This window comes from Rhizobium leguminosarum (genome assembly GCF_004123835.1).
GTDB classification, from domain to species: domain Bacteria; phylum Pseudomonadota; class Alphaproteobacteria; order Rhizobiales; family Rhizobiaceae; genus Rhizobium; species Rhizobium leguminosarum_M.
Genome location: NZ_MZMU01000012.1, coordinates 982431 through 1003705, shown reverse-complemented (window position 1 = coordinate 1003705; position 21275 = coordinate 982431). Strand labels below are relative to the sequence as shown.

At 61.2% G+C, this 21275-nt stretch carries 24 protein-coding genes and 1 pseudogene; 17 read left to right on the top strand and 8 right to left on the bottom strand.

Annotation, left to right across the window (positions count from 1 at the left end; genetic code table 11):
• Nucleotides 1–249: 249 nt before the first annotated feature.
• The 5 genes from purC to B5P46_RS21695 all read left to right on the top strand — a co-directional run bounded on the left by purC (nt 250) and on the right by B5P46_RS21695 (nt 3019).
• Nucleotides 250–1014 carry a phosphoribosylaminoimidazolesuccinocarboxamide synthase gene (gene purC / locus B5P46_RS21715; protein WP_003540062.1) on the top strand — a complete coding sequence of 255 codons (765 nt, stop codon included), beginning with the start codon at nt 250–252 and terminating at the stop codon, nt 1012–1014.
• A gap of 15 nt (nt 1015–1029) precedes the next feature.
• On the top strand, nt 1030–1272 hold the full coding sequence (gene purS / locus B5P46_RS21710; RefSeq protein ID WP_018072257.1) for a phosphoribosylformylglycinamidine synthase subunit PurS: 243 nt from the start codon (nt 1030–1032) through the stop codon (nt 1270–1272).
• Between the two features lie 44 nt (nt 1273–1316).
• Nucleotides 1317–1871, top strand: coding sequence for an RNA 2'-phosphotransferase (locus B5P46_RS21705; protein WP_129420499.1), 555 nt, complete (start codon nt 1317–1319; stop codon nt 1869–1871).
• The gene (purQ, locus tag B5P46_RS21700) at nt 1868–2539 is read left to right on the top strand and encodes a phosphoribosylformylglycinamidine synthase subunit PurQ (RefSeq protein WP_129420498.1); all 672 of its coding nucleotides are present in this window, start codon (nt 1868–1870) and stop codon (nt 2537–2539) included. The genes B5P46_RS21705 and purQ overlap by 4 nt, the downstream gene beginning before the upstream one ends.
• Before the next feature lie 87 nt (nt 2540–2626).
• A complete protein-coding gene (locus B5P46_RS21695; RefSeq protein ID WP_129420497.1) occupies nt 2627–3019 on the top strand; it encodes a hypothetical protein in 393 nt (130 codons plus the stop codon).
• A 28-nt stretch (nt 3020–3047) separates the two neighbouring features.
• Here B5P46_RS21695 and B5P46_RS21690 read toward each other — a convergent pair whose 3' ends face one another.
• Nucleotides 3048–3305 carry a DUF1127 domain-containing protein gene (locus B5P46_RS21690; protein ID WP_129420496.1) on the bottom strand — a complete coding sequence of 86 codons (258 nt, stop codon included), beginning with the start codon at nt 3303–3305 and terminating at the stop codon, nt 3048–3050.
• Between the two features lie 81 nt (nt 3306–3386).
• Between B5P46_RS21690 and B5P46_RS21685 the strand changes: the two genes are divergently transcribed.
• From B5P46_RS21685 to B5P46_RS21670, 4 genes and pseudogenes are all read left to right on the top strand, one after another.
• Nucleotides 3387–4805: a PLP-dependent aminotransferase family protein gene (locus B5P46_RS21685; RefSeq protein ID WP_129420495.1), complete on the top strand. Its 1419-nt coding sequence runs from the start codon at nt 3387–3389 to the stop codon at nt 4803–4805.
• Between the two features lie 122 nt (nt 4806–4927).
• Nucleotides 4928–5505: pseudogene (locus tag B5P46_RS21680) on the top strand (acyloxyacyl hydrolase).
• Between the two features lie 131 nt (nt 5506–5636).
• On the top strand, nt 5637–7868 hold the full coding sequence (purL, locus tag B5P46_RS21675; protein WP_129420494.1) for a phosphoribosylformylglycinamidine synthase subunit PurL: 2232 nt from the start codon (nt 5637–5639) through the stop codon (nt 7866–7868).
• Nucleotides 7869–7887: 19 nt separating this feature from the next.
• Nucleotides 7888–8121: a BolA/IbaG family iron-sulfur metabolism protein gene (locus tag B5P46_RS21670; protein WP_003540079.1), complete on the top strand. Its 234-nt coding sequence runs from the start codon at nt 7888–7890 to the stop codon at nt 8119–8121.
• A 34-nt stretch (nt 8122–8155) separates the two neighbouring features.
• On the opposite strand, the gene B5P46_RS21665 is transcribed toward B5P46_RS21670, so the two are convergent.
• Nucleotides 8156–9337 carry a hypothetical protein gene (locus tag B5P46_RS21665; RefSeq protein WP_129420493.1) on the bottom strand — a complete coding sequence of 394 codons (1182 nt, stop codon included), beginning with the start codon at nt 9335–9337 and terminating at the stop codon, nt 8156–8158.
• A gap of 164 nt (nt 9338–9501) precedes the next feature.
• Here B5P46_RS21665 and B5P46_RS21660 point away from each other — a divergent pair, with 164 nt between their 5' ends.
• From B5P46_RS21660 to B5P46_RS21635, 6 genes are all read left to right on the top strand, one after another.
• The gene (locus tag B5P46_RS21660) at nt 9502–9732 is read left to right on the top strand and encodes a hypothetical protein (RefSeq protein ID WP_129420492.1); all 231 of its coding nucleotides are present in this window, start codon (nt 9502–9504) and stop codon (nt 9730–9732) included.
• Nucleotides 9733–9905: 173 nt separating this feature from the next.
• Complete coding sequence (gene grxD / locus B5P46_RS21655) at nt 9906–10241, top strand: Grx4 family monothiol glutaredoxin (RefSeq protein WP_003540084.1); 336 nt, start codon at nt 9906–9908, stop codon at nt 10239–10241.
• 137 nt (nt 10242–10378) lie between these two features.
• A complete protein-coding gene (locus B5P46_RS21650; RefSeq protein WP_129420491.1) occupies nt 10379–11584 on the top strand; it encodes a multidrug effflux MFS transporter in 1206 nt (401 codons plus the stop codon).
• Between the two features lie 36 nt (nt 11585–11620).
• Nucleotides 11621–12901 carry a multidrug effflux MFS transporter gene (locus tag B5P46_RS21645; RefSeq protein ID WP_129420490.1) on the top strand — a complete coding sequence of 427 codons (1281 nt, stop codon included), beginning with the start codon at nt 11621–11623 and terminating at the stop codon, nt 12899–12901.
• 102 nt (nt 12902–13003) lie between these two features.
• On the top strand, nt 13004–13843 hold the full coding sequence (locus B5P46_RS21640; protein ID WP_129420489.1) for an alpha/beta hydrolase: 840 nt from the start codon (nt 13004–13006) through the stop codon (nt 13841–13843).
• A gap of 74 nt (nt 13844–13917) precedes the next feature.
• On the top strand, nt 13918–14391 hold the full coding sequence (locus tag B5P46_RS21635; RefSeq protein ID WP_129420488.1) for a GNAT family N-acetyltransferase: 474 nt from the start codon (nt 13918–13920) through the stop codon (nt 14389–14391).
• 23 nt (nt 14392–14414) lie between these two features.
• Here B5P46_RS21635 and B5P46_RS21630 read toward each other — a convergent pair whose 3' ends face one another.
• The 5 genes from B5P46_RS21630 to rpsD all read right to left on the bottom strand — a co-directional run bounded on the left by B5P46_RS21630 (nt 14415) and on the right by rpsD (nt 18733).
• On the bottom strand, nt 14415–15239 hold the full coding sequence (locus tag B5P46_RS21630; protein WP_129420487.1) for an inositol monophosphatase family protein: 825 nt from the start codon (nt 15237–15239) through the stop codon (nt 14415–14417).
• Nucleotides 15240–15278: 39 nt separating this feature from the next.
• Nucleotides 15279–16106, bottom strand: a complete 828-nt coding sequence (locus B5P46_RS21625; protein WP_129420486.1) for an inositol monophosphatase family protein — start codon at nt 16104–16106, stop codon at nt 15279–15281.
• Between the two features lie 47 nt (nt 16107–16153).
• Nucleotides 16154–17023, bottom strand: a complete 870-nt coding sequence (gene ttcA / locus B5P46_RS21620; protein ID WP_129420485.1) for a tRNA 2-thiocytidine(32) synthetase TtcA — start codon at nt 17021–17023, stop codon at nt 16154–16156.
• A gap of 60 nt (nt 17024–17083) precedes the next feature.
• Nucleotides 17084–18013, bottom strand: coding sequence for a glutaminase (locus B5P46_RS21615; RefSeq protein ID WP_017994212.1), 930 nt, complete (start codon nt 18011–18013; stop codon nt 17084–17086).
• Between the two features lie 102 nt (nt 18014–18115).
• Entirely contained in the window at nt 18116–18733 is a 618-nt protein-coding gene (gene rpsD, locus B5P46_RS21610) for a 30S ribosomal protein S4 (RefSeq protein WP_003540107.1), read from the bottom strand.
• Nucleotides 18734–18998: 265 nt separating this feature from the next.
• On the opposite strand from rpsD, the gene B5P46_RS21605 reads away from it, so the two are divergent.
• Both B5P46_RS21605 and B5P46_RS21600 read left to right on the top strand, forming a co-directional pair.
• On the top strand, nt 18999–19226 hold the full coding sequence (locus tag B5P46_RS21605) for a hypothetical protein (RefSeq protein WP_017988477.1): 228 nt from the start codon (nt 18999–19001) through the stop codon (nt 19224–19226).
• The gene (locus tag B5P46_RS21600) at nt 19223–19657 is read left to right on the top strand and encodes a TA system VapC family ribonuclease toxin (protein ID WP_129420484.1); all 435 of its coding nucleotides are present in this window, start codon (nt 19223–19225) and stop codon (nt 19655–19657) included. The genes B5P46_RS21605 and B5P46_RS21600 overlap by 4 nt, the downstream gene beginning before the upstream one ends.
• Before the next feature lie 4 nt (nt 19658–19661).
• On the opposite strand, the gene B5P46_RS21595 is transcribed toward B5P46_RS21600, so the two are convergent.
• A complete protein-coding gene (locus B5P46_RS21595; protein ID WP_129420483.1) occupies nt 19662–21173 on the bottom strand; it encodes an ATP-binding protein in 1512 nt (503 codons plus the stop codon).
• Nucleotides 21174–21275: the final 102 nt, after the last annotated feature.

Here is a 21275-nt window from a genome sequence, read left to right as displayed (position 1 = left end):
AAACCTGCATAAGCGGCTCGCCATTTCGCCTTCATTCCACCGTAGAGGAAAAAGCGCTAAACTCGTCTTGCGAATTCATTCGATTCTCTTGGCGGTATTCCGTAAAATCGGAAACCGGGCCGCGAAATCCGGAAACCAGGGAAGGAGCGACAGGCGGATTGTGAAACCCTCTCTTTTCCTTTAAGGGGACGCCACGAGATCGATCCACTCGCGCTATCCCAAGAGCGCCAACAACAGAGAATGACCACGATGAACCGTCGCCGCCGTATTTACGAGGGCAAGGCAAAGATTCTGTATGAGGGCCCGGAACCGGGCACTTTGATCCAGTTCTTCAAGGACGATGCCACTGCCTTCAACAAGAAGAAGCACGAAGTCATCGATGGCAAGGGCGTCCTCAACAACCGCATCTGCGAATATATTTTCAGCCATCTGAACAAGATCGGCATCCCCACTCATTTCATCCGCCGGCTGAACATGCGCGAGCAGTTGATCAAGGAAGTGGAGATGATCCCGCTGGAGATCGTCGTGCGCAATGTCGCGGCCGGTTCTCTCGCCAAGCGCCTCGGCATCGACGAAGGCGTCGTGCTGCCGCGCTCGATCATCGAATTCTACTACAAGTCCGACGCGCTCGACGATCCGATGGTCTCCGAAGAGCACATCACCGCCTTCGGCTGGGCAAACCCCGCCGAACTCGATGACATCATGGCGCTTGCCATCCGCGTCAACGACTTCATGACCGGCCTCTTCCTCGGCGTCGGCATCCAGCTCGTCGATTTCAAGATCGAATGCGGCCGCCTCTTCGAAGGCGATATGATGCGCATCATCCTCGCCGACGAAATCTCGCCGGACAGCTGCCGGCTCTGGGATATCGAAACCCACGAGAAGATGGACAAGGACCGCTTCCGCCGTGACCTCGGCGGATTGCTCGAAGCCTATTCCGAAGTCGCGCGCCGTCTCGGCATCATCAATGAAAACGAGCCCGTGCGCGGCACCGGCCCGGTTCTCGTCAAGTAAGGTAGGAAAGACAAAGTGATCAAGGCTCGTGTCACCGTCACGCTGAAAAACGGCGTTCTCGATCCGCAGGGCAAGGCTATCGAGGGTGCGCTTGGCGCCCTCGGCTTCTCGGGCGTCGGCCATATAAGACAGGGCAAGGTCTTCGACCTGGAGCTGGAAGGCGCCGATAAGGGCAAGGCCGAGGCCGACCTCAAGGCCATGTGCGAAAAACTGCTCGCCAACACGGTGATCGAGAATTACGCAATCGCGATCGACTGATGATCACAGACCCGTCGTCTGGCGGACTTTGAGGATTTGGCGTCATGATGAAAGCAAAGCTGGAGACGGAAGTCTCGAAATATATGAGCTATGTTTTGCGTCATGCGCCGGAAGCTGCGGGCTTGACGCTTGATAGCGAGGGTTGGGTCTCGTTCGACGAGCTCGAAAAAGCGTTGGCGTCGAAATATGACGTTTCCCGCGCCGAGATCATCGAGATTGTCGAAAACAATCCAAAGAAGCGCTTCACGCTCTCCGATAACAGAATTCGCGCAAACCAAGGTCATAGCATCGACGTCGATCTCGCATTGAATCCGGTCGAGCCGCCAGCGGCTCTTTTTCACGGCACGTCTTTGACGAGCTGGCAGTCGATCGAGCGCGAAGGCTTGAAGAAGATGCAACGGCACCACGTTCATCTGTCGGCAGATGTCGAAACGGCGAAAATCGTCGCAGTGCGCCGCAAGGGTGAACATATCATTCTGCGTGTCGACGCGGCTCGCATGTTTTCAGAGGGTCATTCTTTCTTTGTCTCCGACAATGGAGTATGGCTCGCAGAAAGCGTTCCAGTTCAATATCTTTCGCGAAACGCAGGGACCCCATGAAATCAGCCGTCGTTCAACTTCCGGGCCTCAACCGCGACCGCGACATGATCGCCGCCTTGACCAAGATCTCCGGCCAGCCGCCGGTGACGATCTGGCAGACGGAAACCGAGATCCCCGATGTCGACCTGATCGTCATTCCCGGCGGCTTTTCCTATGGCGACTATCTGCGCTGCGGCGCGATCGCAGCCCGCATGCCGGTCATGCAGGCGATCATCGACAAGGCTTCAAAGGGCGTGAAAGTCCTCGGCGTTTGCAACGGCTTCCAGATCCTCGTCGAGGCCGGCCTGCTGCCCGGCGCGCTGATGCGCAATTCCTCGCTGAAATTCGTCTGCCGCGAGATCAGGCTCGAAGTCGTCAATGCCGAGACGGATTTCACCCGCGCCTATGCGCAGGGCCAGGTCATTCGCTGCCCGGTCGCCCATCATGACGGCAATTATTTCGCCGACGAAGGAACGCTGGCCGCGATCGAAGGCAATGGCCAGGTGGTGTTCCGTTATGCCGAGGGCACCAACCCGAACGGCTCGATCAATGATATCGCCGCCGTCGTGAACGAAAAGGGCAACGTGCTCGGCATGATGCCGCATCCCGAGAACCTGATCGAGGCCGCCCATGGCGGATCGGACGGCCGTGGCCTGTTTGCCTCGGCGCTCGACGTCATCGCCGCCTGAGCCCTGCACGTCGTCCAAAACCGCGCGGCGGTCTTGGGCAACGGCATGCACCCGAAAATCCTTCCGTCCGGATCTGGAGCAAGATTGATGCGCCTTCGCCTCGCAAACGCCGCCCTGTTGACCGCTCTCGCAGCCATGCTCGCAGCTTGCCAGACGCCGGCACCGACGGCAGGCCCGAACCGCGGCGCGCTGCCGACGATGGAACGGGTGGCGCTCGGCGCCAATGCCTGCTGGTTCAAATCGGGTGATCCGGCCTTTGCTGCTTACAAGCTCGCGCCGGAGCTCAATTCCTTCTCCGGCCGGCCGCGGATCCTGCTGGTCCACAAGGGCAGCCCGGAAAGCCGGCCGCTGCTCGTCGTTCAGGCCGAGGGAAGCCCGTCGCGCCTGCAGGCCTTCGGGCCGATGATGCAGGAGCCCGTCGCCGGCCGCATCACCACCGACGTCAATCGCTGGTCGGCAGGCAACAAGGCCTGCAGCTGATCGACCCGGTCAGTTTCGAAGGCACGTTTCAGTCCCAAAAGAACGACTTGCTGACTTCGCGCGCCGCGTCGGACTGTGACACTCCGATATCCTTGAGTTCGGTCGCCGTCAGGCCTCTCAGCGCGCGCCGGCCTTCCCGCTTTTGATGCCAGAGAAGAATGGCCGCCCAGATTCGCTCCAAACGCGTCGTCGCCACGGCGGGTGCGTCGGGGAGGATGATCTGCCTTCTATCTTCAAAGGAGACAATCGGTACAATCGGCATTTTGATCTCAGGTAAGGCAGACATTCCAGGAATCCTCTCGGCTTGCCATTGGAATTGACTCATACGCTTGACCGATACAATGTGCCAATATATACAATTGTCACCATGACAAATTGGCTTCCCGATATTTCCCGCGGTTCTGGGCCGGTCTATCTCCGGCTTGCCGACAGCATCGAATCCGCCATAGCAAGCGGCGCCCTTCCCGCCGGCAGCAAGCTGCCGCCGCAGCGCAACCTTGCTTACGATATTGGCGTGACGATCGGCACGATCGGCCGCGCCTATGCGCTGGTGCATGAGCGCGGCCTGGTCGCCGGCGAAGTGGGGCGCGGCACCTATGTGCTGAACCGTTCCGAAACGCCGCCCGGGGAACAGATCGATCCGCTGACCGTCTCGCTCGGCGGCACTCGCGTCCAGGATGCGCCTGCCAACAAGATCCGTTTCGACACCACAGCCGCGCCCGATCTCGGCCAGGGCAAGATCATCGCTGGCATCCTCGCCGAGATCGGCGAGCAGCATCTCTCGGAAATCTCCTCCTATTCCCGAAGTTTCCCGCGCAACTGGTTCGAGGCCGGCCGCCGCTGGCTTGCCCGTAGCGGCTGGACGCCGGAGGTCGAAAACATCGTGCCGACGCTCGGCGCCCATGCGGCAGCAATCGCCGTCATCGCCGCCGTCTCGGCGCCGGGCGACAAGATCGTCTTCGAGGATCTCACCTATACCCAGGTCAGCCGCAGCGCCCGCCTTCTCGGCCGCCGCACGCTGACCGTCGATTCCGATGAGCTGGGCGTGATCCCCGAGGATTTCGAGCGGCTCTGCCAGCAGCAGCATCCGAAGATCGCCTTCCTGATGCCGACCGTCCACAATCCGACGCTGGCAATCATGCCCTATGAGCGGCGCGCGGCAATCGCCGCAATCGCCAGGAAACACAGCGTCTGGCTGATCGAGGACGACCTCTACGGCGGCATGGCCGACGACGATACGCCGCTGCTCGCCTCGATCGCGCCCGACCGCACCTTCCTCGTCAACGGCCTGTCGAAATCGGTCGCCGCCGGCGTGCGCGGCGGCTGGGTCGCCTGCCCGCCGCATTTTGCCCAGCGCATCAGGGTGACGCATAGGATGATCACCGGCGGCCTGCCCTTCATCCTGGCGGAGACCTGTGCGCGCCTCGTCGAAAGCGGCACGGCGCACGAGATCCGCAAAGAGAGCGTCAAAGAACTTTCCAGGCGCGTCCAGCTCGCCCGCGAGCAGTTGCAGGGTTTCGATTTCGAATCGCACCTCCACGCGCCCTTCCTCTGGCTGAAACTGCCGGAGCCCTGGATGTCAGGCACCTTCAAGAACGCCGCCTACCGCGACGGTGTGCTCGTCGACGATGAGGACGAGTTCAAGGCGGCCCGCGGCGAGAAAGCCTATCACCGCGTTCGCATCGGTTTGTCCTCGCCGAAGACGGGGCAGGAACTGATCTCGGGCCTGATGATCCTGCGCCGGCTGCTGGAAAATGGCGGATCCGCCTATGACGGCGAAATATGACGTGTTGCAAATACACGTCATAATTCGGAAAAAACGCCGGAGTCTATTCGGAGCGCTTTAGCGACTCAACCTCCGTGTTACCTCTTTGTTGTTCCCGTCTGATGCGAATCAAAGGACAGCAAATGAGGGTCGACTTCGGAAGGATCGCGTTGCGTTTTTTGAGTATAGCATCAGTGGCAGCGGCAGCCGCCGTCTCGGTTGCGGGCTCTGCAATTGCCGGCGAGCAGATATTCGATGAATTGCGGTTCGGCGTCTCGACCTCGGTGCAGTCGGGCCATTCCAGGGAAGACGGCGTCTTTCCGGAGATTACCGCTCTCTTCGATCCCTTCGGCTACGACACGGCGGTCGGCTGGCAGCAACAGCTGCTGCACCCACGTGTCCATCTCGGCACCTCGATCGGCACGTTGGGCGAGGCTACCCAGTTCTTCACCGGCTTCACCTGGACGGTCGATTTCACGAGAAGCTCTTTGCCGAAGCCAGCTTCGGTGGCGTCATCCATACCGGCGATCTCGAAGGCGATGATGACGGTCCGGAACTCGGCTGTCGTGTTCTCTTCCACGAATATGTGGGGGCCGGCTATCGTTTCAACGCCCACTGGAATGTCATGGCCCAGATCGCCCATTCCTCGCATGCCAATCTCTGCGACGGGCCGAACGACGGCATGACACGCGCCGGTCTGCAGATCGGCTACAAATTCTAGCCGCGACCACTTTTCATCGTGAGGAAGAAGTTGGCTGCCCGCTGTTGACGGCGGGCATTTTCCTGTCGCGCGCCGTCCCTACATAGGCTAAAGAGCGGAAAACGCGCAACGGCAGGGACTTTCGAGAGCTCATGACCATTCCAAACACCATCCCGATCACGCCGGAACTCATCGCGGGCCATGGCCTGAAGCCCGACGAGTACCAGCGTATTCTGGATCTGATCGGCCGCGAACCGACCTTCACCGAGCTCGGTATCTTCTCGGCCATGTGGAACGAGCACTGCTCCTACAAATCCTCGAAGAAATGGTTGCGCACCCTGCCGACCAAGGGGCCGCGTGTCATCCAGGGCCCGGGCGAAAATGCCGGCGTCGTTGACATCGATGACGGCGATTGCGCCGTCTTCAAGATGGAGAGCCACAACCACCCCTCCTATATCGAGCCTTATCAGGGCGCTGCGACCGGCGTCGGCGGCATCCTGCGCGACGTCTTCACCATGGGTGCGCGCCCGATCGCCGCAATGAACGCGCTGCGCTTCGGCGAGCCGGATCATCCGAAGACCCGCCATCTCGTCTCCGGCGTCGTTTCCGGCGTCGGCGGCTACGGCAATTCCTTCGGCGTGCCGACGGTCGGCGGCGAAGTCGAGTTCGACGCTCGCTACAACGGCAACATCCTCGTCAACGCCTTTGCCGCCGGTGTTGCGAAGTCCAACGCCATCTTCCTGTCCGAAGCCAAGGGCGTCGGTCTTCCGGTCGTCTATCTCGGCGCCAAGACCGGCCGCGACGGCGTCGGCGGCGCGACGATGGCATCGGCCGAATTCGACGAATCGATCGAAGAGAAGCGCCCGACCGTTCAAGTCGGCGACCCCTTCACCGAGAAGTGCCTGTTGGAAGCCTGCCTCGAGCTGATGCAGACCGGTGCCGTCATCGCCATTCAGGATATGGGTGCGGCCGGCCTCACCTGCTCGGCCGTCGAAATGGGCGCCAAGGGCGATCTCGGTATCCTGCTCGAGCTCGACAAGGTGCCGGTGCGCGAAGAGAGAATGACGGCCTACGAAATGATGCTGTCGGAAAGCCAGGAGCGCATGCTCATGGTGCTGCAGCCGGAGAAGGAAGAGGAAGCCAAGGCGATCTTCGTCAAGTGGGGCCTCGATTTTGCCATCGTCGGCTGGACGACCGACGATCTGCGCTTCCGCGTCATGCATCAGGGCGAGGAAGTCGCCAACCTGCCGATCAAGGATCTCGGCGACCAGGCGCCGGAATATGACCGCCCCTGGCGCGAATCCGGCAAGCACGCCCCCCTGCCCGCCAATCTCGTCGCCGCACCCGAAGATTACGGCCAGGCGCTGCTGCAACTCGTCGGCTCCGCCAACCAGTCGAGCCGCCGCTGGGTCTATGAGCAATACGACACGCTGATCCAGGGCAATTCGCTGCAGCTTCCGGGCGGCGATGCCGGCGTCGTGCGTGTCGACGGCCATCCCTCCAAGGCGCTCGCCTTCTCCTCCGACGTCACTCCGCGTTATGTCGAGGCGGATCCCTTCGAAGGCGGCAAGCAGGCGGTCGCCGAATGCTGGCGCAACATCACCGCGACAGGCGCCGAACCGCTCGCCGCCACCGACAATCTGAACTTCGGCAATCCCGAAAAGCCCGAGATCATGGGCCAGTTCGTTCAGGCGGTGAAGGGCATCGGCGAAGCCTGCCGCGCGCTCGACTTCCCGATCGTCTCCGGCAACGTTTCGCTCTACAACGAGACAAACGGCGTCGCCATCCTGCCGACCCCGACGATCGCAGGCGTCGGCCTGCTGCCGGACTGGCGCAAGATGGCCCGCATCGGCGCTGCCAATGATGGCGATAAGGTGATCATGATCGGCGTCGACGGCAGCCATCTCGGCCAGTCCGTCTATCTCCGTGACGTGCTCGGCAGTGCCGAAGGCCCGGCGCCGGAGGTCGATCTGTTCGCCGAGCGCCGCAACGGCGATTTCGTCCGCTCCGTCATACGCAACGGCCAGGCGACGGCCTGCCACGACATTTCCTCAGGCGGCCTTGCGGTGGCGCTCGCCGAAATGGCGATGGCCTCGGGCAAAGGCCTGACGATCGATCTGAGCGAAGGCAAGGGTGCACCGCATGCGCTGCTCTTCGGCGAGGATCAGGCGCGCTACGTCCTGACGTTGCCTGCCGATGTTGCCGATTTCGTCTGCGTCAATGCAGAAGGTGGCGGCGTTCCCTTCCGCCGTCTCGGCACGGTCTGGGGAACGGCGCTCGTCGTCGGCGATCTCATCTCGCTGCCGATTCAGCAATTGCGCGATGCCCATGAATCGTGGTTCCCTGATTTTATGGAAGGCCGCGGCGAACTTGCTGCGGAATGATGCGCAAGGAGTAACGATCATGGCCATGAAACCCGGCGATATCGAAGACATGATCAAGGCTGGGATTCCCGGTGCCAAGGTGACGATCCGCGATCTGGCAGGCGACGGCGATCACTACGCCGCCGAAGTCGTCGCCGAAGCCTTCCGCGGCAAGAGCCGCGTGCAGCAGCACCAGATGGTCTACGAGGCGCTGAAGGGCAATATGGGCGGCGTACTGCATGCTCTGGCCCTGCAGACCTCCGCGCCGGAATAGAGCCCGACGCAATCCGGATGACGATGCCCGGCCCTCAGCCGGGCATTCTCTTTTCGTCGGGATCGGCAAAGACCGAGGCCGGCATCGGCCCGGATGTCAGCAGCGTGAAGTCGAAGGGCGCCTGCAGATCGAGCCCAAGGACATATTGCCGGTGGACGCGCAGCTGGTCCTTGCGGATCTTGCGGTAGTGCTCTCGCGTCAGCATCTGCTTGACGCGGATCAGGATCATCTTCGCTTGAGGCGCATCCGCATGGCCGGAGACGGCAACGACCGGCACCTTGTAGAAATTGATCGAATCCGTCAGGCACTGCACGTCGAGCCAGGAAATCTCGGGACAGCGGGCGATCAGCCCGACGCGGGCGCGAAGCAGCGTTGCCGATGACATGAGCGCACATTGCAGGATGGCGCTGCCGAGCGTGGCGAAGACCACGCGCTTGCCCTTGAATATCTGCGGCTCCCTTTCCAGCAATATGCCGATGACATGGGCGGCGACGCTCGATCCCATGCTGTGCGAGGAGATCACATATTCGTCCGCCTCTTCCTCAAGCGCCTTACGCACGGCAATGGCCTGGTCTTCCAGCCAGTCGTTGAAATCGGCCCGGTCCATGCGGCCGAGCGCCACGGCCATTTCCCAATCGGCAAAGAGATGCAGCGTATGGAAGCGTTCGGAAAACGGCAGGAAGGCGAAGATGAAGAAACAGAGCGCCAGCGGTCCGCTCCAGAGCATGTGCCACGGCGAAAAGCTAAGAGCATAGGGCAGGATGGCGATCTGCGCCGTCAGCGCGATTGCCAGTGCCGTCAGCAGGAACGGGAAGAGGAAGAACAGGCCGAAGCGCCAGGCATGGCGGAAATATCCCCGCGTCCCGCCTTCCAGCATGATCTCGGCGCAGCTTCGGAAGCCTGCCATGATCTGGCTCAGCGTGTTCCCGGCACGCAGCCTGCGCACCAGTGTATCGTGATCGACCATATGGATCCGGCTCTTCGTCTGCCAGCCGGGGGAACCGGTCCCTGCCTCGGGCGCCGCTACCCTCTCAGCCGTCCTGACCTCGAAACTGACCGGATTGCTCCCCTCGTCCACTGGCCCCGTCTCGACCGAATAGCCCCAGACGGCGGCACTCTGCCTGGCCGAACGCTCGTAGCGTGCCCTGTGGGCAACGCCGTCAAGCGGCTCGAAGCCCGGGAAATGCAGGACGACCCGCTTCTCGATCAATTCCATTCCACTCTTCCGGCCGGGCGAATGGCCGGCATGTTGCTGCGATCCGGCTGCTGCGCCGCTGATATCGGCAAAAAGCAGCTATGGTCTCGAAGCCGTCTTGCTAACCGAACTCTTCCGGAATTCAATAGCATCCATGTCGTTTCCATCACGAACGGAGGGGTTTTGTGGCCGACCTAGTCAAAGAATTGATATCAGGCGTCGTCAACACCGTGCTGCAGGAGATCCTGAAGAAAACCACCGGCCGCGCCACGACGAAGCGCAAGAGGCGCAAGACACGCCCCGCCGCGACGACGACAGCTGCGCGCAAGGCGACCTCGGCCAAGCCCAAGCCCGCCCGCAAACAGGTCAGCAAGCGCCGCACCGCCGCCGGCCGCAGCCGCCAGCGTCGCAGCTGAGACGAGCGGCAAAGTCTCCGACCGTAACGCGACGGCAACAATCCTCAGCGAGGCCCTGCCCGAATTGGTCTTTTTTTGGTTCGGGCGGCTGGAATTCCTGGTGTCGCATGCTATCTAAAGGCAACGATTGAAACGGTGGGCCTTTAACCCGCCTGTTGAAAGGATTAGGTCCCATGAGCGGCATTCACGAATTCATCGACAACGAAATCAAGACCAACGACGTCGTCCTCTTCATGAAGGGCACGCCGCAGTTTCCGCAGTGCGGTTTCTCCGGCCAGGTCGTGCAGATTCTCGATTACATCGGCGTCGACTACAAGGGCGTCAACGTGCTCGCCGATTCGGAAATCCGCCAGGGCATCAAGGAATATTCCAACTGGCCGACGATCCCGCAGCTCTATGTAAAGGGCGAGTTCGTCGGCGGTTGCGACATCGTCCGGGAAATGTTCCAGGCTGGTGAACTGCAGCAGCATCTCCAGGAAAACGGCATCGCGGTGCGCGCCGCCTCCTGACCGGTCACCGGACGTCCGCCCGGTTTCCAAATCTGTTTCTTGAGTTCGAGGCGCTGCGGCCAGCAGCGCCTTGACCTGTTTATGGGAATTTCATTGTGACAGATTCTTCACAAGCCGTGTCCGCGGGCCGCCTGCCCATGGGCAGGCGAGAATTCATCGCGCTCGCGGCCTTCCTGATGGCCATTAACTCGCTGGCGATCGATATCATGCTCCCGGCCCTGCAGCAGATCGGCGCGAGCCTCGGCGTCGAGAGCGAGAACCACCGGCAATTCGTCGTCTCCTCTTATCTGCTCGGCTTCGGCTGCGCGCAGCTTTTCTACGGACCGCTTTCCGATCGCTTCGGCCGCCGCACACCGCTGTTGTTCGGCCTCGTCGTCTATATCGTTTCGGCCATCGGCATCGTCTTCGTTCCCTCCTTCGCCGGCCTGCTGGTGCTGCGATTCGTCCAGGGCATCGGCTCGGCGGCCACCCGCGTTATCACCATCTCCATCGTCCGCGATATCTATGGCGGACGGCAGATGGCCGAAGTCATGTCGCTGATCATGATGGTCTTCATGATCGTGCCGGTTATTGCGCCCGGCGCCGGCCAGATCGTCATTTTCTTCGGCAACTGGCACCTGATCTTCCTCTTCATCGCCACCATGGCGACTGGTATCGCCGTCTGGGCCTATCTACGCCTGCCGGAAACCCTGCATCCCGCCAATGTCAGGCCCTTCACCGCCCGCTCGATCTTCGGCGCCTTCAAGCTGGTGCTGACCAACCGCGTCGCGCTCTGCTACACCATTGCCAGCACCTTCATCTTCGGCGCGCTGTTCGGCTTCATCAATTCGGCCCAGCAGGTCTATGTCGGCATTTACGATCTCGGCGTCTATTTCCCCTTCGCCTTCGCCGGCGTGGCGATCTTCATGTCGCTGTCGTCCTTCTTCAATTCGCGCTTCGTCGGCAAGCTCGGCATGCGCCGCCTGTCGCATGGCTCGCTGCTCGGCTTCATCGCCATCAACACCATCTGGCTGATCGTCCAGATGGCCAGCACCGAGCCGATGCCCTTCGCTCTGTTCATCTCCTTCTTCGGCCTTTCCATGTTCCAGTTCGGCTGGATCGGCTCGAACTTCAATTCGCTCGCCATGGAGCCGCTCGGCCACGTCGCCGGCACCGCCTCCTCGGTCCTCGGCTTCATGAGCACGGTCGGCGGCGCCCTCATCGGCGCCGGCATCGGCCAAGCTTTCGACGGCACAGCACTGCCGATGGTCGCCGGTTATTTCGTCGTATCGATCATCGGGCTCGTCTTCGTGCTGATCGCCGAAAAGGGGCGCCTCTTCCAATCGCAGAACCCGGCCGTCTGAACGGCCAACCTCCTCCGCATCCGGGATTTCCATCACATGACGCCGCCGCATAAACCGCACCAGGAAAACCAGGGCTCCCGCCGCATCGGCATGGGCTTTGGCGAATTCGTCGTCACCATTGCCATCATGACTGCCAGCGTCGCCATGGCGATCGACAGCATGCTGCCGGCATTGCCCAATATCGGCCATTCCCTCGGCGTCACCAATACCAACGACGCGCAGCTGATCATCGGCGTGTTCTTCTTAGGATTCGGCGTCTCGCAGATATTCTTCGGCAGCCTTTCGGATACGTTCGGCCGCCGCAACATCCTGCTCGGCGGATTGGCCTGCTACATTGTCGGGATGTTTGCTGCAGCCGCAACCGGCAGCTTCGAAATGCTGCTCGTCATGCGTTTCGTTCAGGGTGTGGGCGGTGCTGCGGTGCGCATCACCACCATGGCCATGGTACGCGACTGCTTCGGTGGCCGCGAAATGGCCCGTGTCATGTCCTATGTGATGATCGTCTTCATGATCGTGCCGATCGTTGCCCCTTCCGTCGGCCAACTCATCATCCTCTATGCCAACTGGCACTGGATCTTCATCCTGCTCGGGATCATCGCTACCATCCTATTCGTCTGGGCTTTCCTCCGGCTGAAGGAATCGCTGCCGCCGGAAGAGCGGCTGCCGCTGTCGGTCGCCTCCGTCGTGGACGGCTTCAAGACCGTGCTCACCAACCGCATCACCTGCGGCTACATGATCGGCCTCACCATGTTCACCGGCGTCATCAGCGCCTATGTGATCTCCGTGCAGCAGGTCTTCGGCGAGGTCTACGGCCTTGGCGACTGGCTGCCGATCGCCTTTGCGGCCACCGCCGGCGGCATCGCCGTCGCCAATTTCGCCAATGGATTCTTCGTGCGCAAATTCGGCATGCGCCGCATCTCGCACGCTGCCCTGCTGATCTTCACGGCGCTGTCGGCTGTCGGCTTTTTCTATTCGCTGGCCGGCAAACCTGATTTCGCCATCGCCTACGGCATCTTCACCATCGTGCTGATGATGTTTGCCCTGATCGCTACCAACTTCACCGCGATCAGCCTCGAGCCGATGGGCAATCTCGCCGGCACGGCGACCGCCATCACCGGCTTCGTCTCGACGACGGCCGGCGCCATCCTCGGCGGCCTGGTCGGCCAGATGTTCAATGGCACGGTGCAGCCGCTCTTCGGCGGCTTCGCGTTTTTCGGCGCGGTGACGATCGCAGCCACCCTTTGGGCCGAAAACGGCAAGCTCTTCACCCACCCCGGCGACAGCCCGCAGCTCGATCCGGGTGCTGCCCACTTCTGAAATGGGAAATCTGTCGGAGCGGTTGATCCCCGGCGACATTGCATTAGATGGCAACTCGGCACGTTCCTAAATCTGGATGCCGCTGGAAGAAGGAGCCTGGTTTTGGATGCAGGATATCAACGTCTCCCGCCGCCATTGCAGGGCGAGATATTTCAAGTCAAACCGGATGCCGGCACTGGCGTTGTTGTACTCGGCGGCTCCAGTGGCCGCGTCGATGTGGCCCGCGCCAGATTGTTTGCGAGCCAGGGGGCAACGGTCATAGCGCTTCGCTGGTTCGGCGGCGAAGGCCAGATGCCAGGCATTTGCGAGGTGCCGCTGGAAACCTTCTTCGCTGCCACTGATTATTTGATCGAACTCGGTTGCAAACGCATCGTCCTAGTGGGGACATCGAAAGGCGCCGAAGCTGCACTGCTCACGGCCGTATACGATCCGCGCATCAGCTCGGTCGTCGCGATGAGCCCTTCGTCAGTCGTCTGGGGAAATATTGGTCCGGGGCTTGATGGCATCAGCTGGCCGGAACGCTCCTCGTGGTCATTGCGAGGCGCACCGCTTCCTTTTGTTTCGTCGGATCCAGAATGGGTGCGAGAATACAGAGACGAGCTGGTCGCCTATCGGGGCCTGTTCGAACGATGCCTTCAGGTGCACGAATCTGAGATCGACGCAGCGGCTATCCCTTTGGAGAGAACGAATGCCGAAATTCTGCTCGTAGCAGGATGCGATGACGCGCTCTGGCCATCAGACAAATTTGCCGCATCACTTGTTCGGCGGCGCGCAGGTTTTGGTTTTTCCACCCAGCTTGTGTTGGGAGAAGATGCGGGCCATCGCATTCTGCTGCCGGGCGAAACCACTTCCCGATCATCGCTGCGCGCTCATGGTGGAGGTGACGAGGCCGACGCCAAATTGGGACGACTCGCATGGGGACATATTCTTGAGATGCTATAGCGTGAGCGCTGCAGTGATTTGATCGATGGTTCAATCCATTGGATTGGCGCGGCAGTGCGCGAAAGGCACCCTCGATGGACGACCGAATTCTGATCAGGCCTTACGCGCCAGGCGACGTGGATGCGACGATTGAAATTTTTCTGCGCGCCATTCGAGAGGTCGCGTCGAAAGACTACTCACCCGCGGAGATCCAGGCTTGGGCAAAGGTGGAAGATCGCGGACTATGGGCAGAGCGAAGGATAAGCAGGCCTGCCTGGATCGCAGAATTTGACGAAGAGCCTGTCGGGTTTTCTGACCTGACCGGCGACGGATGCCTGGACATGATGTTTGTGCACCCCGAGTTTCAGGGGCTTGGAATAGCAAGCCGGCTATTGAGCAGAGTCGAAGACGAAGCCCCGAAGCTGGGGTTTAGCCGAATCTATACCGAAGCCAGCCGAACCGCCCGACCGTTTTTTGAGCGCAAAGGGTTCCGCGTCATAACGAAGCAAATCGTCGAGAAGCGTGGGCAAGGCCTGGAAAACTTTCTCATGGAAAAGCTCTACCAGTAATATGCGGCAGGTCGAGCGGTTGTTCAGACCGTGAACACCTCACGCCGCAGTACCTCCCAGGAGGCCTTGTCGGGGGTAATTAGCAGCCCGCCATCGAGATGATGCGGCAGGTAGGCCGAGCCGTCGAAGCGCGCCGCATAGGCGCCTGCCTCCTGCGCGATCAACGTACCGGCAAGGTGATCCCAAGGCATCAGCTTGTTGTACATGAGGTAATGCACATGGCCGCCGGCAAAGGTGCGGTATTCGTGGGCCGCACAGCGGTAATTGGTGAGGAAGCGTACCTTGGCGAGATTGCCGAGCACTTCGGCGCGCTTCTCCTTCGGCAGGTAGCCGGTGGAGGCCATGCCGACCATATGCTCCAGTCCCACGGGAGCTGCCACCGAGAGCCGCTCGGCGCCGCCATCCGGCCGCCGCAGCCAGGCGCCGCCGCCCTTTTCGGCCATCACCCAGTCGTCGCCCATCGGATCGTAGATGATGCCGGCAACCGTCTCGCCGCCGGAGATAACGGACGCCATGACGCCGAAGGCCGGGATGCCGGCGGCAAAATTGAACGTGCCGTCGACCGGATCGACGACGATCGCGAGATCGGCATGTTCGAGGCTGCCGAGCAAATCAGGATCGGCCGCGACCGATTCTTCGCCAAGGAACAGTGCGCTCGGCCAGAGTTGCGCAGCTTCCGCCTTGATCATCCGTTCCGCCTGCTCATCGGCCTCGGTGACGAGATCGGTCGCCTCGCTCTTGGCGCGCACGTCGTCCTGGCCGAGCCGGCGAAAGCGCGGCAGGATCTCCGCCTTTGCTGCACGGCGCAGTAGATCGGCAAGAACGGTCACGTCAACAGTCGAAGTCATCTCAAATCCTCACGCTTAGGTCTCCCAGGAGAACCTTAATCAGATGCCGACGATCTCGCGCCGGATAAGCTGCCAGCTCTCCTTGTCGGGTGCGGAGATGATTCCGCCCGCCGTCTCGCCGGGGCGATAGGGCGTGCCGTCGAATTTCGCTGTATGGCCGCCGGCCTCCTGATGCGCGAGCACGCCAGCCAGATGATCCCAGGGCATCAGCTTCGCATGGCCGATGAAATGCATCTTGCCGGAGGCGACCATCCAGTATTCGTAGGCCGAGCAGTTGAAGGCAAAGGTCATCCGGATCTTTGCCATGTTGGCGCAAATGCGCGCACGATCCGGGTCATCCATATGGCCCCATGAGAGGCCGCCAACCATCTGGTTCAATGTCGTGGCTTCGGCGACCTTCAGCTTTGTCGACTGCCCGTCCCGGCGTGTCAGCATAGTGCCCGCGCCTTTGATCGCCGTCACCGTGTCACCGAGAACGGGATCGTGAATGATGCCGGCGACCGTCTCGCCCTTGATCGTCACCGCTAGCATCGTCCCGAAGACGGGCAGCCCGGAGGCGAAATTGAACGTCCCGTCGACAGGGTCAATGACGAAGGCGAGTTCGGCATCGGCAAGTGCCGGCACGACGGACCGGTCGACGTCATAAGCCTCCTCGCCGACGACGAGCGCTGTAGGAAAGCGCTCTCTCAGCGCCGCGGTAATCCGGTGTTCGGCAAGCAGGTCCGCCTGGGTCACCAGATCGATTGCCGAAGTCTTCTCCGAAACATCGGCAGCGCCGAGATTACGGAAGCGCGGCATGATCTCGGCGCGCGCCGCCTCCCGGACGCAATCGCCGAGAAAGAGAATATCCTGGTCTGAAATAGTCATGCGAAATCCTGTCCGTCATACATTGAGCAGCCTGCTTAGCCGGCTTTTCATGAAGGATCGGTGACACCAAGGGTGGAAAAATCGAAGAGTTTCGGATCGAGCAGATGCGATGGGTTCACATGCGACAGCGCCCGCAGCATCGTATCCTTGCGGCCCGGCATGCGCCGTTCGATATCGGTGAGCATGTCCTTCATTGCGTTGCGCTGCAGCCCGTCCTGCGAGCCGCAGAGATCGCATGGGATGATGGGAAACTGCATGGCGACGGCAAACTTCGCGAGATCGTCCTCAGCGGCATAGGCAAGCGGCCGAAGCACCATCAGATCGCCCTCGTCGTTCAGAAGCTTCGCCGGCATCGAGGCGAGCCGGCCGCCATGGAAGAAATTCATGAAGAAGGTTTCGAGAATGTCCTCGCGGTGGTGGCCGAGCACCAGCGCATCGCAGCCCTCTTCCCGCGCGACGCGATAGAGATTGCCGCGGCGCAGCCGCGAACAGAGCGAGCAATAGGTCGCCCCCTCCGGCAACTTTTCCTTCACGATCGAATAGGTATCGCGATACTCGATCCGGTGCCGAACGCCGATCTTCGTCAAATAGTCCGGCAGCACGTGCTTCGGGAAATTCGGCTGCCCCTGGTCGAGATTGCAGGCGATGAGCTCGACCGGCAGCAGACCGCGCCATTTGAGATCGAGCAGCAGCGCCAGCAGCCCATAGGAATCCTTGCCGCCGGAAAGGCCGACCAGCCAGCGCTTCTGGCCCTTCAGCATGTCGAAATCGTCGAAGGCCTGGCGCACCTGCCGCAGCAGCCGCTTGCGCAGCTTGTTGAAGGAGACGGAACGCGGCGCATCGGCAAACAGCGCATGACCGCCGGTGTCGGCCTCGCTAATCTCCAACTCGTCGGCGATATTGGCTGCGATATTCATTGCTTCGTCCTACAGAAATTCCACACTTGCTCTAGCAGAAAGCCGCCTGGCAACACAGCGTCAATCGCCGAAAACCGACCAGCCGGTGCGCGCTGCGAGCATTTCCAGCGCCGCGGCGCCGAGCTGTGAATTGCCGACCTTGTTCAGCCCCGGCGACCAGACGGCGATCGAGGCAATGCCCGGCGCCACGGCGAAGATGCCGCCGCCGACGCCACTCTTGCCGGGCAGGCCAACATGATAGGCAAAATCGCCCGAGCCATCGTAATGGCCGCAGGTCAGCATCAGCGCATTGATGCGCCGCGCCCGCTTCGGCGAGACCACCGAATGGCCGGTCGTCGGATTGCTGCCGCGCGCCGCCAGGAACAGCCCGGCGCGGGCGAGCTGCTCGCAGCTCATCGACAAGGCGCATTGATGGAAATAAACGCCGAGCACGTGGTCGACGGGATGATCGAGATTGCGGTAGGCGCGCATGAAATTGGCAAGCGCGAAATTGCGGTATCCTGTCTGCGTTTCCGAGCGCGCCACCTTGTCGTCGATGGTGATCGACTCGTCATCGGCGAGATAACGCACGAAACGCAGCAGCTCGCCGATTGCCTCACGCGGCGCATGGCCGGCCATGACGACGTCGCTGACGGCGATGGCGCCGGCATTGATGAAGGGATTGCGGGGGATGCCGCCCTCGTGCTCGAGCTGGACGATCGAGTTGAAAGCCGATCCGGAGGGTTCGCGTCCGACGCGCTTCCACAGCCCCTCGCCGACCTTGCCGAGCGCCAGCGTCAGCATGAAGACTTTCGATATGCTCTGGATCGAGAAGGCGGTATCGGCATTGCCGACGCGATAGACTTTGCCGTCGACGGTGACGATCGCCATGCCGAACTGCTGCGGATCGACCTTGGCGAGCTCGGGAATATAGTCCGCGACCTTGCCCTCGCCGATCCGCGGCTGGATATCGGCGTAGATGCTATCGAGGGTCGCCTGCAAATCTGCCATTGCTTCTCTCCAGATCGCAAAAAAGCCGCTCGAAAGAGCGGCTTTCCGTATAGCGACGCATGCTGTTGTCTCGCAATCGGTTTCGACTGCGAGACGAATGCATTAACGCGAATAGAATTCGACGACCAGATGCGGTTCCATGACGACCGGGAACGGAACGTCGCTGAGCGTCGGGACGCGGCCGAAGGTTGCGACCATCTTGTTATGATCGACTTCGATATAGTCGGGAACGTCGCGCTCTGCGAGGCTGACGGCTTCCAGAACGATCACCAGCTGCTTCGACTTTTCGCGAACTTCGATGACGTCGCCGGCCTTGCAGCGGTAGGAACCGATGTTGACGCGCACGCCGTTGACCGAGACGTGGCCATGGTTGACGAACTGACGGGCAGCAAAGACCGTCGGAACGAACTTGGCGCGATAGACGATTGCGTCGAGGCGCGATTCCAGGAGGCCGATCAGGTTTTCAGAGGTGTCGCCCTTGCGGCGATCGGCCTCGGCGAAGATCGCGCGGAACTGCTTTTCGCGCAGGTCGCCGTAGTAACCCTTGAGCTTCTGCTTGGCGCGCAGCTGCACACCGAAGTCCGAAAGCTTGCCCTTGCGGCGCTGGCCGTGCTGGCCCGGGCCGTATTCGCGGCGGTTCACCGGCGACTTCGGACGGCCCCAGATGTTTTCGCCCATACGGCGGTCAATTTTGTACTTGGACGATTCGCGCTTGCTCATCGTATTTCCTTTCAAAGGTTTATGACGGTTTGTTGCCAAACCGCACGAAGGAAACACGCCCTCCTCTGGTCTCTACCAAGACCTGACAGGATGTTCCGGTTAGCGAACAGAAACGATCCACGGGACATGTCAAATGAAACACCGGGCATTGCTGCCCGGTGCTTGCGGCGGTCTTTAGAGGGCCGTCATGAAAATGTCAACAGCGGCTTGGCGTTGAGAAGCATGGTATTTGTCGCTATATTGCTGAAACGCCTTGGAGCAGCCAATGAAAACGACACTCGCGATAGATGACGACGTTCTCGACGCAGCCAGAGAGATAGCAGAACGCCAGGAGAAAAATCTTGGCGAAGTTATTTCCGACCTCGCCCGAAGATCACTGGAGATGCAACAGCTGGCACCTCGGCGTAACGGCGTGCCTCTTATCAAGAGAAAGCCCACAGGTCGAACGATTACGCCCGAATTCGTCAATGAACTCCGTGATGAATATCCGTGACGTTTCTTCTTGACGTCAATGTCCTGATTGCCCTTTTTGACCCCGACCATCTTTATCATGAACCTGCGCACAGATGGTTCCGCTCCCTTGACCGCGACAGTTGGGCGACCTGTCCGCTGACCGAGAACGGTGTCGCTCGCATTCTCGGCAATCCAAACTACCCGGATTCGCCTGGTTCTCCGGCGGAGGTTCTGTCCTTTCTGGCTGATTTTGCAAAATTGACCAATCATGTGTTTTGGCCGGACGATATTAGCTTGGTCACCAGCGATCTCATTGATCGAACAGCGTCATTCTCACCCAAGCAATTGAGCGACATCTATCTCCTTGCATTGGCGAAGGCACATGGTGGAAAGCTTGCGACCTTCGACCGTCGAATAGACACGGCTTCCGTGATCGACGGGACTGAAACGCTTTATCTCATTGAAATATAGTCGCCTATTCCGCCGCCAGCGGTTGGTCGCCCGTATCGGGCGCGTTGGCGTCGCCCGGCGCCGTCTGGCAGTCCATATCAGGGAAAGCGACGATACGCTTGCCGGAAAAATCGGCGTGCACGACGATGATGCCCTGCTCCTCGAAATAGCCGAGCAGGCGCCGCGCGCGGCGGGCGGAATGGGTGCCGTAGGCGCGGGCGATGCGGGCGTCCGACGGGCACGGCTCGCCGCAGACGGCGGCCTTGGCAAGCATCAGGAAGACTCCCTGCAGGTCGTCGGTGACACCTGAAGACAGCGACAGCGCCGTCGCCCAGGCATCGGTCGCGGCCGTTGCCGCATCGACGCCGGAACGCGAGATCGCCACGCGCCGGCGGAAATCCGGCAGCGCGATCGGCGGCCCCGGCACCCGGCGCATGCGGAGCCTTACCAGAAAATCCTGGTAGAGCACCGAATCGGTGCGGAAGGCGGATGCCGGATCGTCCAGTATCTCGGCCAGCGCGCCGGCAAGGCGCTCTTCCCGCTCCTCGGCGGAGACTTCCGCCTGGCTCGCCCTCGCCTCGGCTGGTACGGCCGATGCAGCCGGCGTCGAGCGCGAGAGTTCGGCCAGAATATCGGTCGTCGGCCGCGGTGCCGGCGCGGCGCGGCGCACCAGCGGGCGCTGGAATTCCTCCGGATCGGGCGTGAAGATCAGGTCTTCGACATCTTGCGGCGCATCCGGCAGCGGCATCAGCTTCGGGCTGGAAGAGCGCGCCGAGGTCTCCACCGCGCCGATCTGGATCGGCAGCGGCCGGCGCGACAGCGCAGGCCCGAGGGCAACGAAATTGCCGCGCTTCAGGTCGCGGAACATCTCGGCCTGGCGCCGGTCCATGCCGAGCAGGTCGGCAGCGCGCGCCATGTCGATATCGAGGAAGGTCCGGCCCATTAGGAAGTTCGAGGCCTCGGCCGCGACGTTCTTGGCGAGCTTGGCAAGCCGCTGCGTCGCGATCACGCCGGCAAGGCCGCGTTTACGCCCGCGGCACATCAGATTGGTCATCGCGCCGAGCGACATCTTGCGCGCATCTTCCGAGACATCGCCACCGACCGACGGCGCAAACATCTGCGCCTCGTCGACCACGACGAGAACCGGATACCAGTATTCGCGATCGGCGTCGAACATGCCGTTGAGGAAGGCGGCTGCAGCGCGCATCTGGTCTTCGAGATCGAGGCCTTCGAGCGTCAGTACGCAGGAAACGCGATGCTGGCGAATGCGGTTGGCGATGCCGGCAAGCTCCGCCTCGGTCCGCTCGCCGTCGACCACGACGTGGCCGAATCTGTCGCTGAGCGTGACGAAATCACCCTCTGGATCGATGATGACCTGCTGCACCCATTGCGCCGATTGCTCGAGCAGACGGCGGAGAAGATGCGATTTGCCGGAGCCGGAATTGCCCTGAACGAGTAGACGTGTCGCCAGCAGCTCCTCGATATCGAGCGTCGCCGGAGCGCCGGACGCCAGTCCCATATCGATGCCAACCTGCACGTCCAATTCCCCTTACAAATTCCCGGCCCGTCTCTAGCAGATTCGCAGGCATTGTTGTCGTCAAACCTTTAAGAACCCACAGGAAAGCCAGCCCAGGGAAAT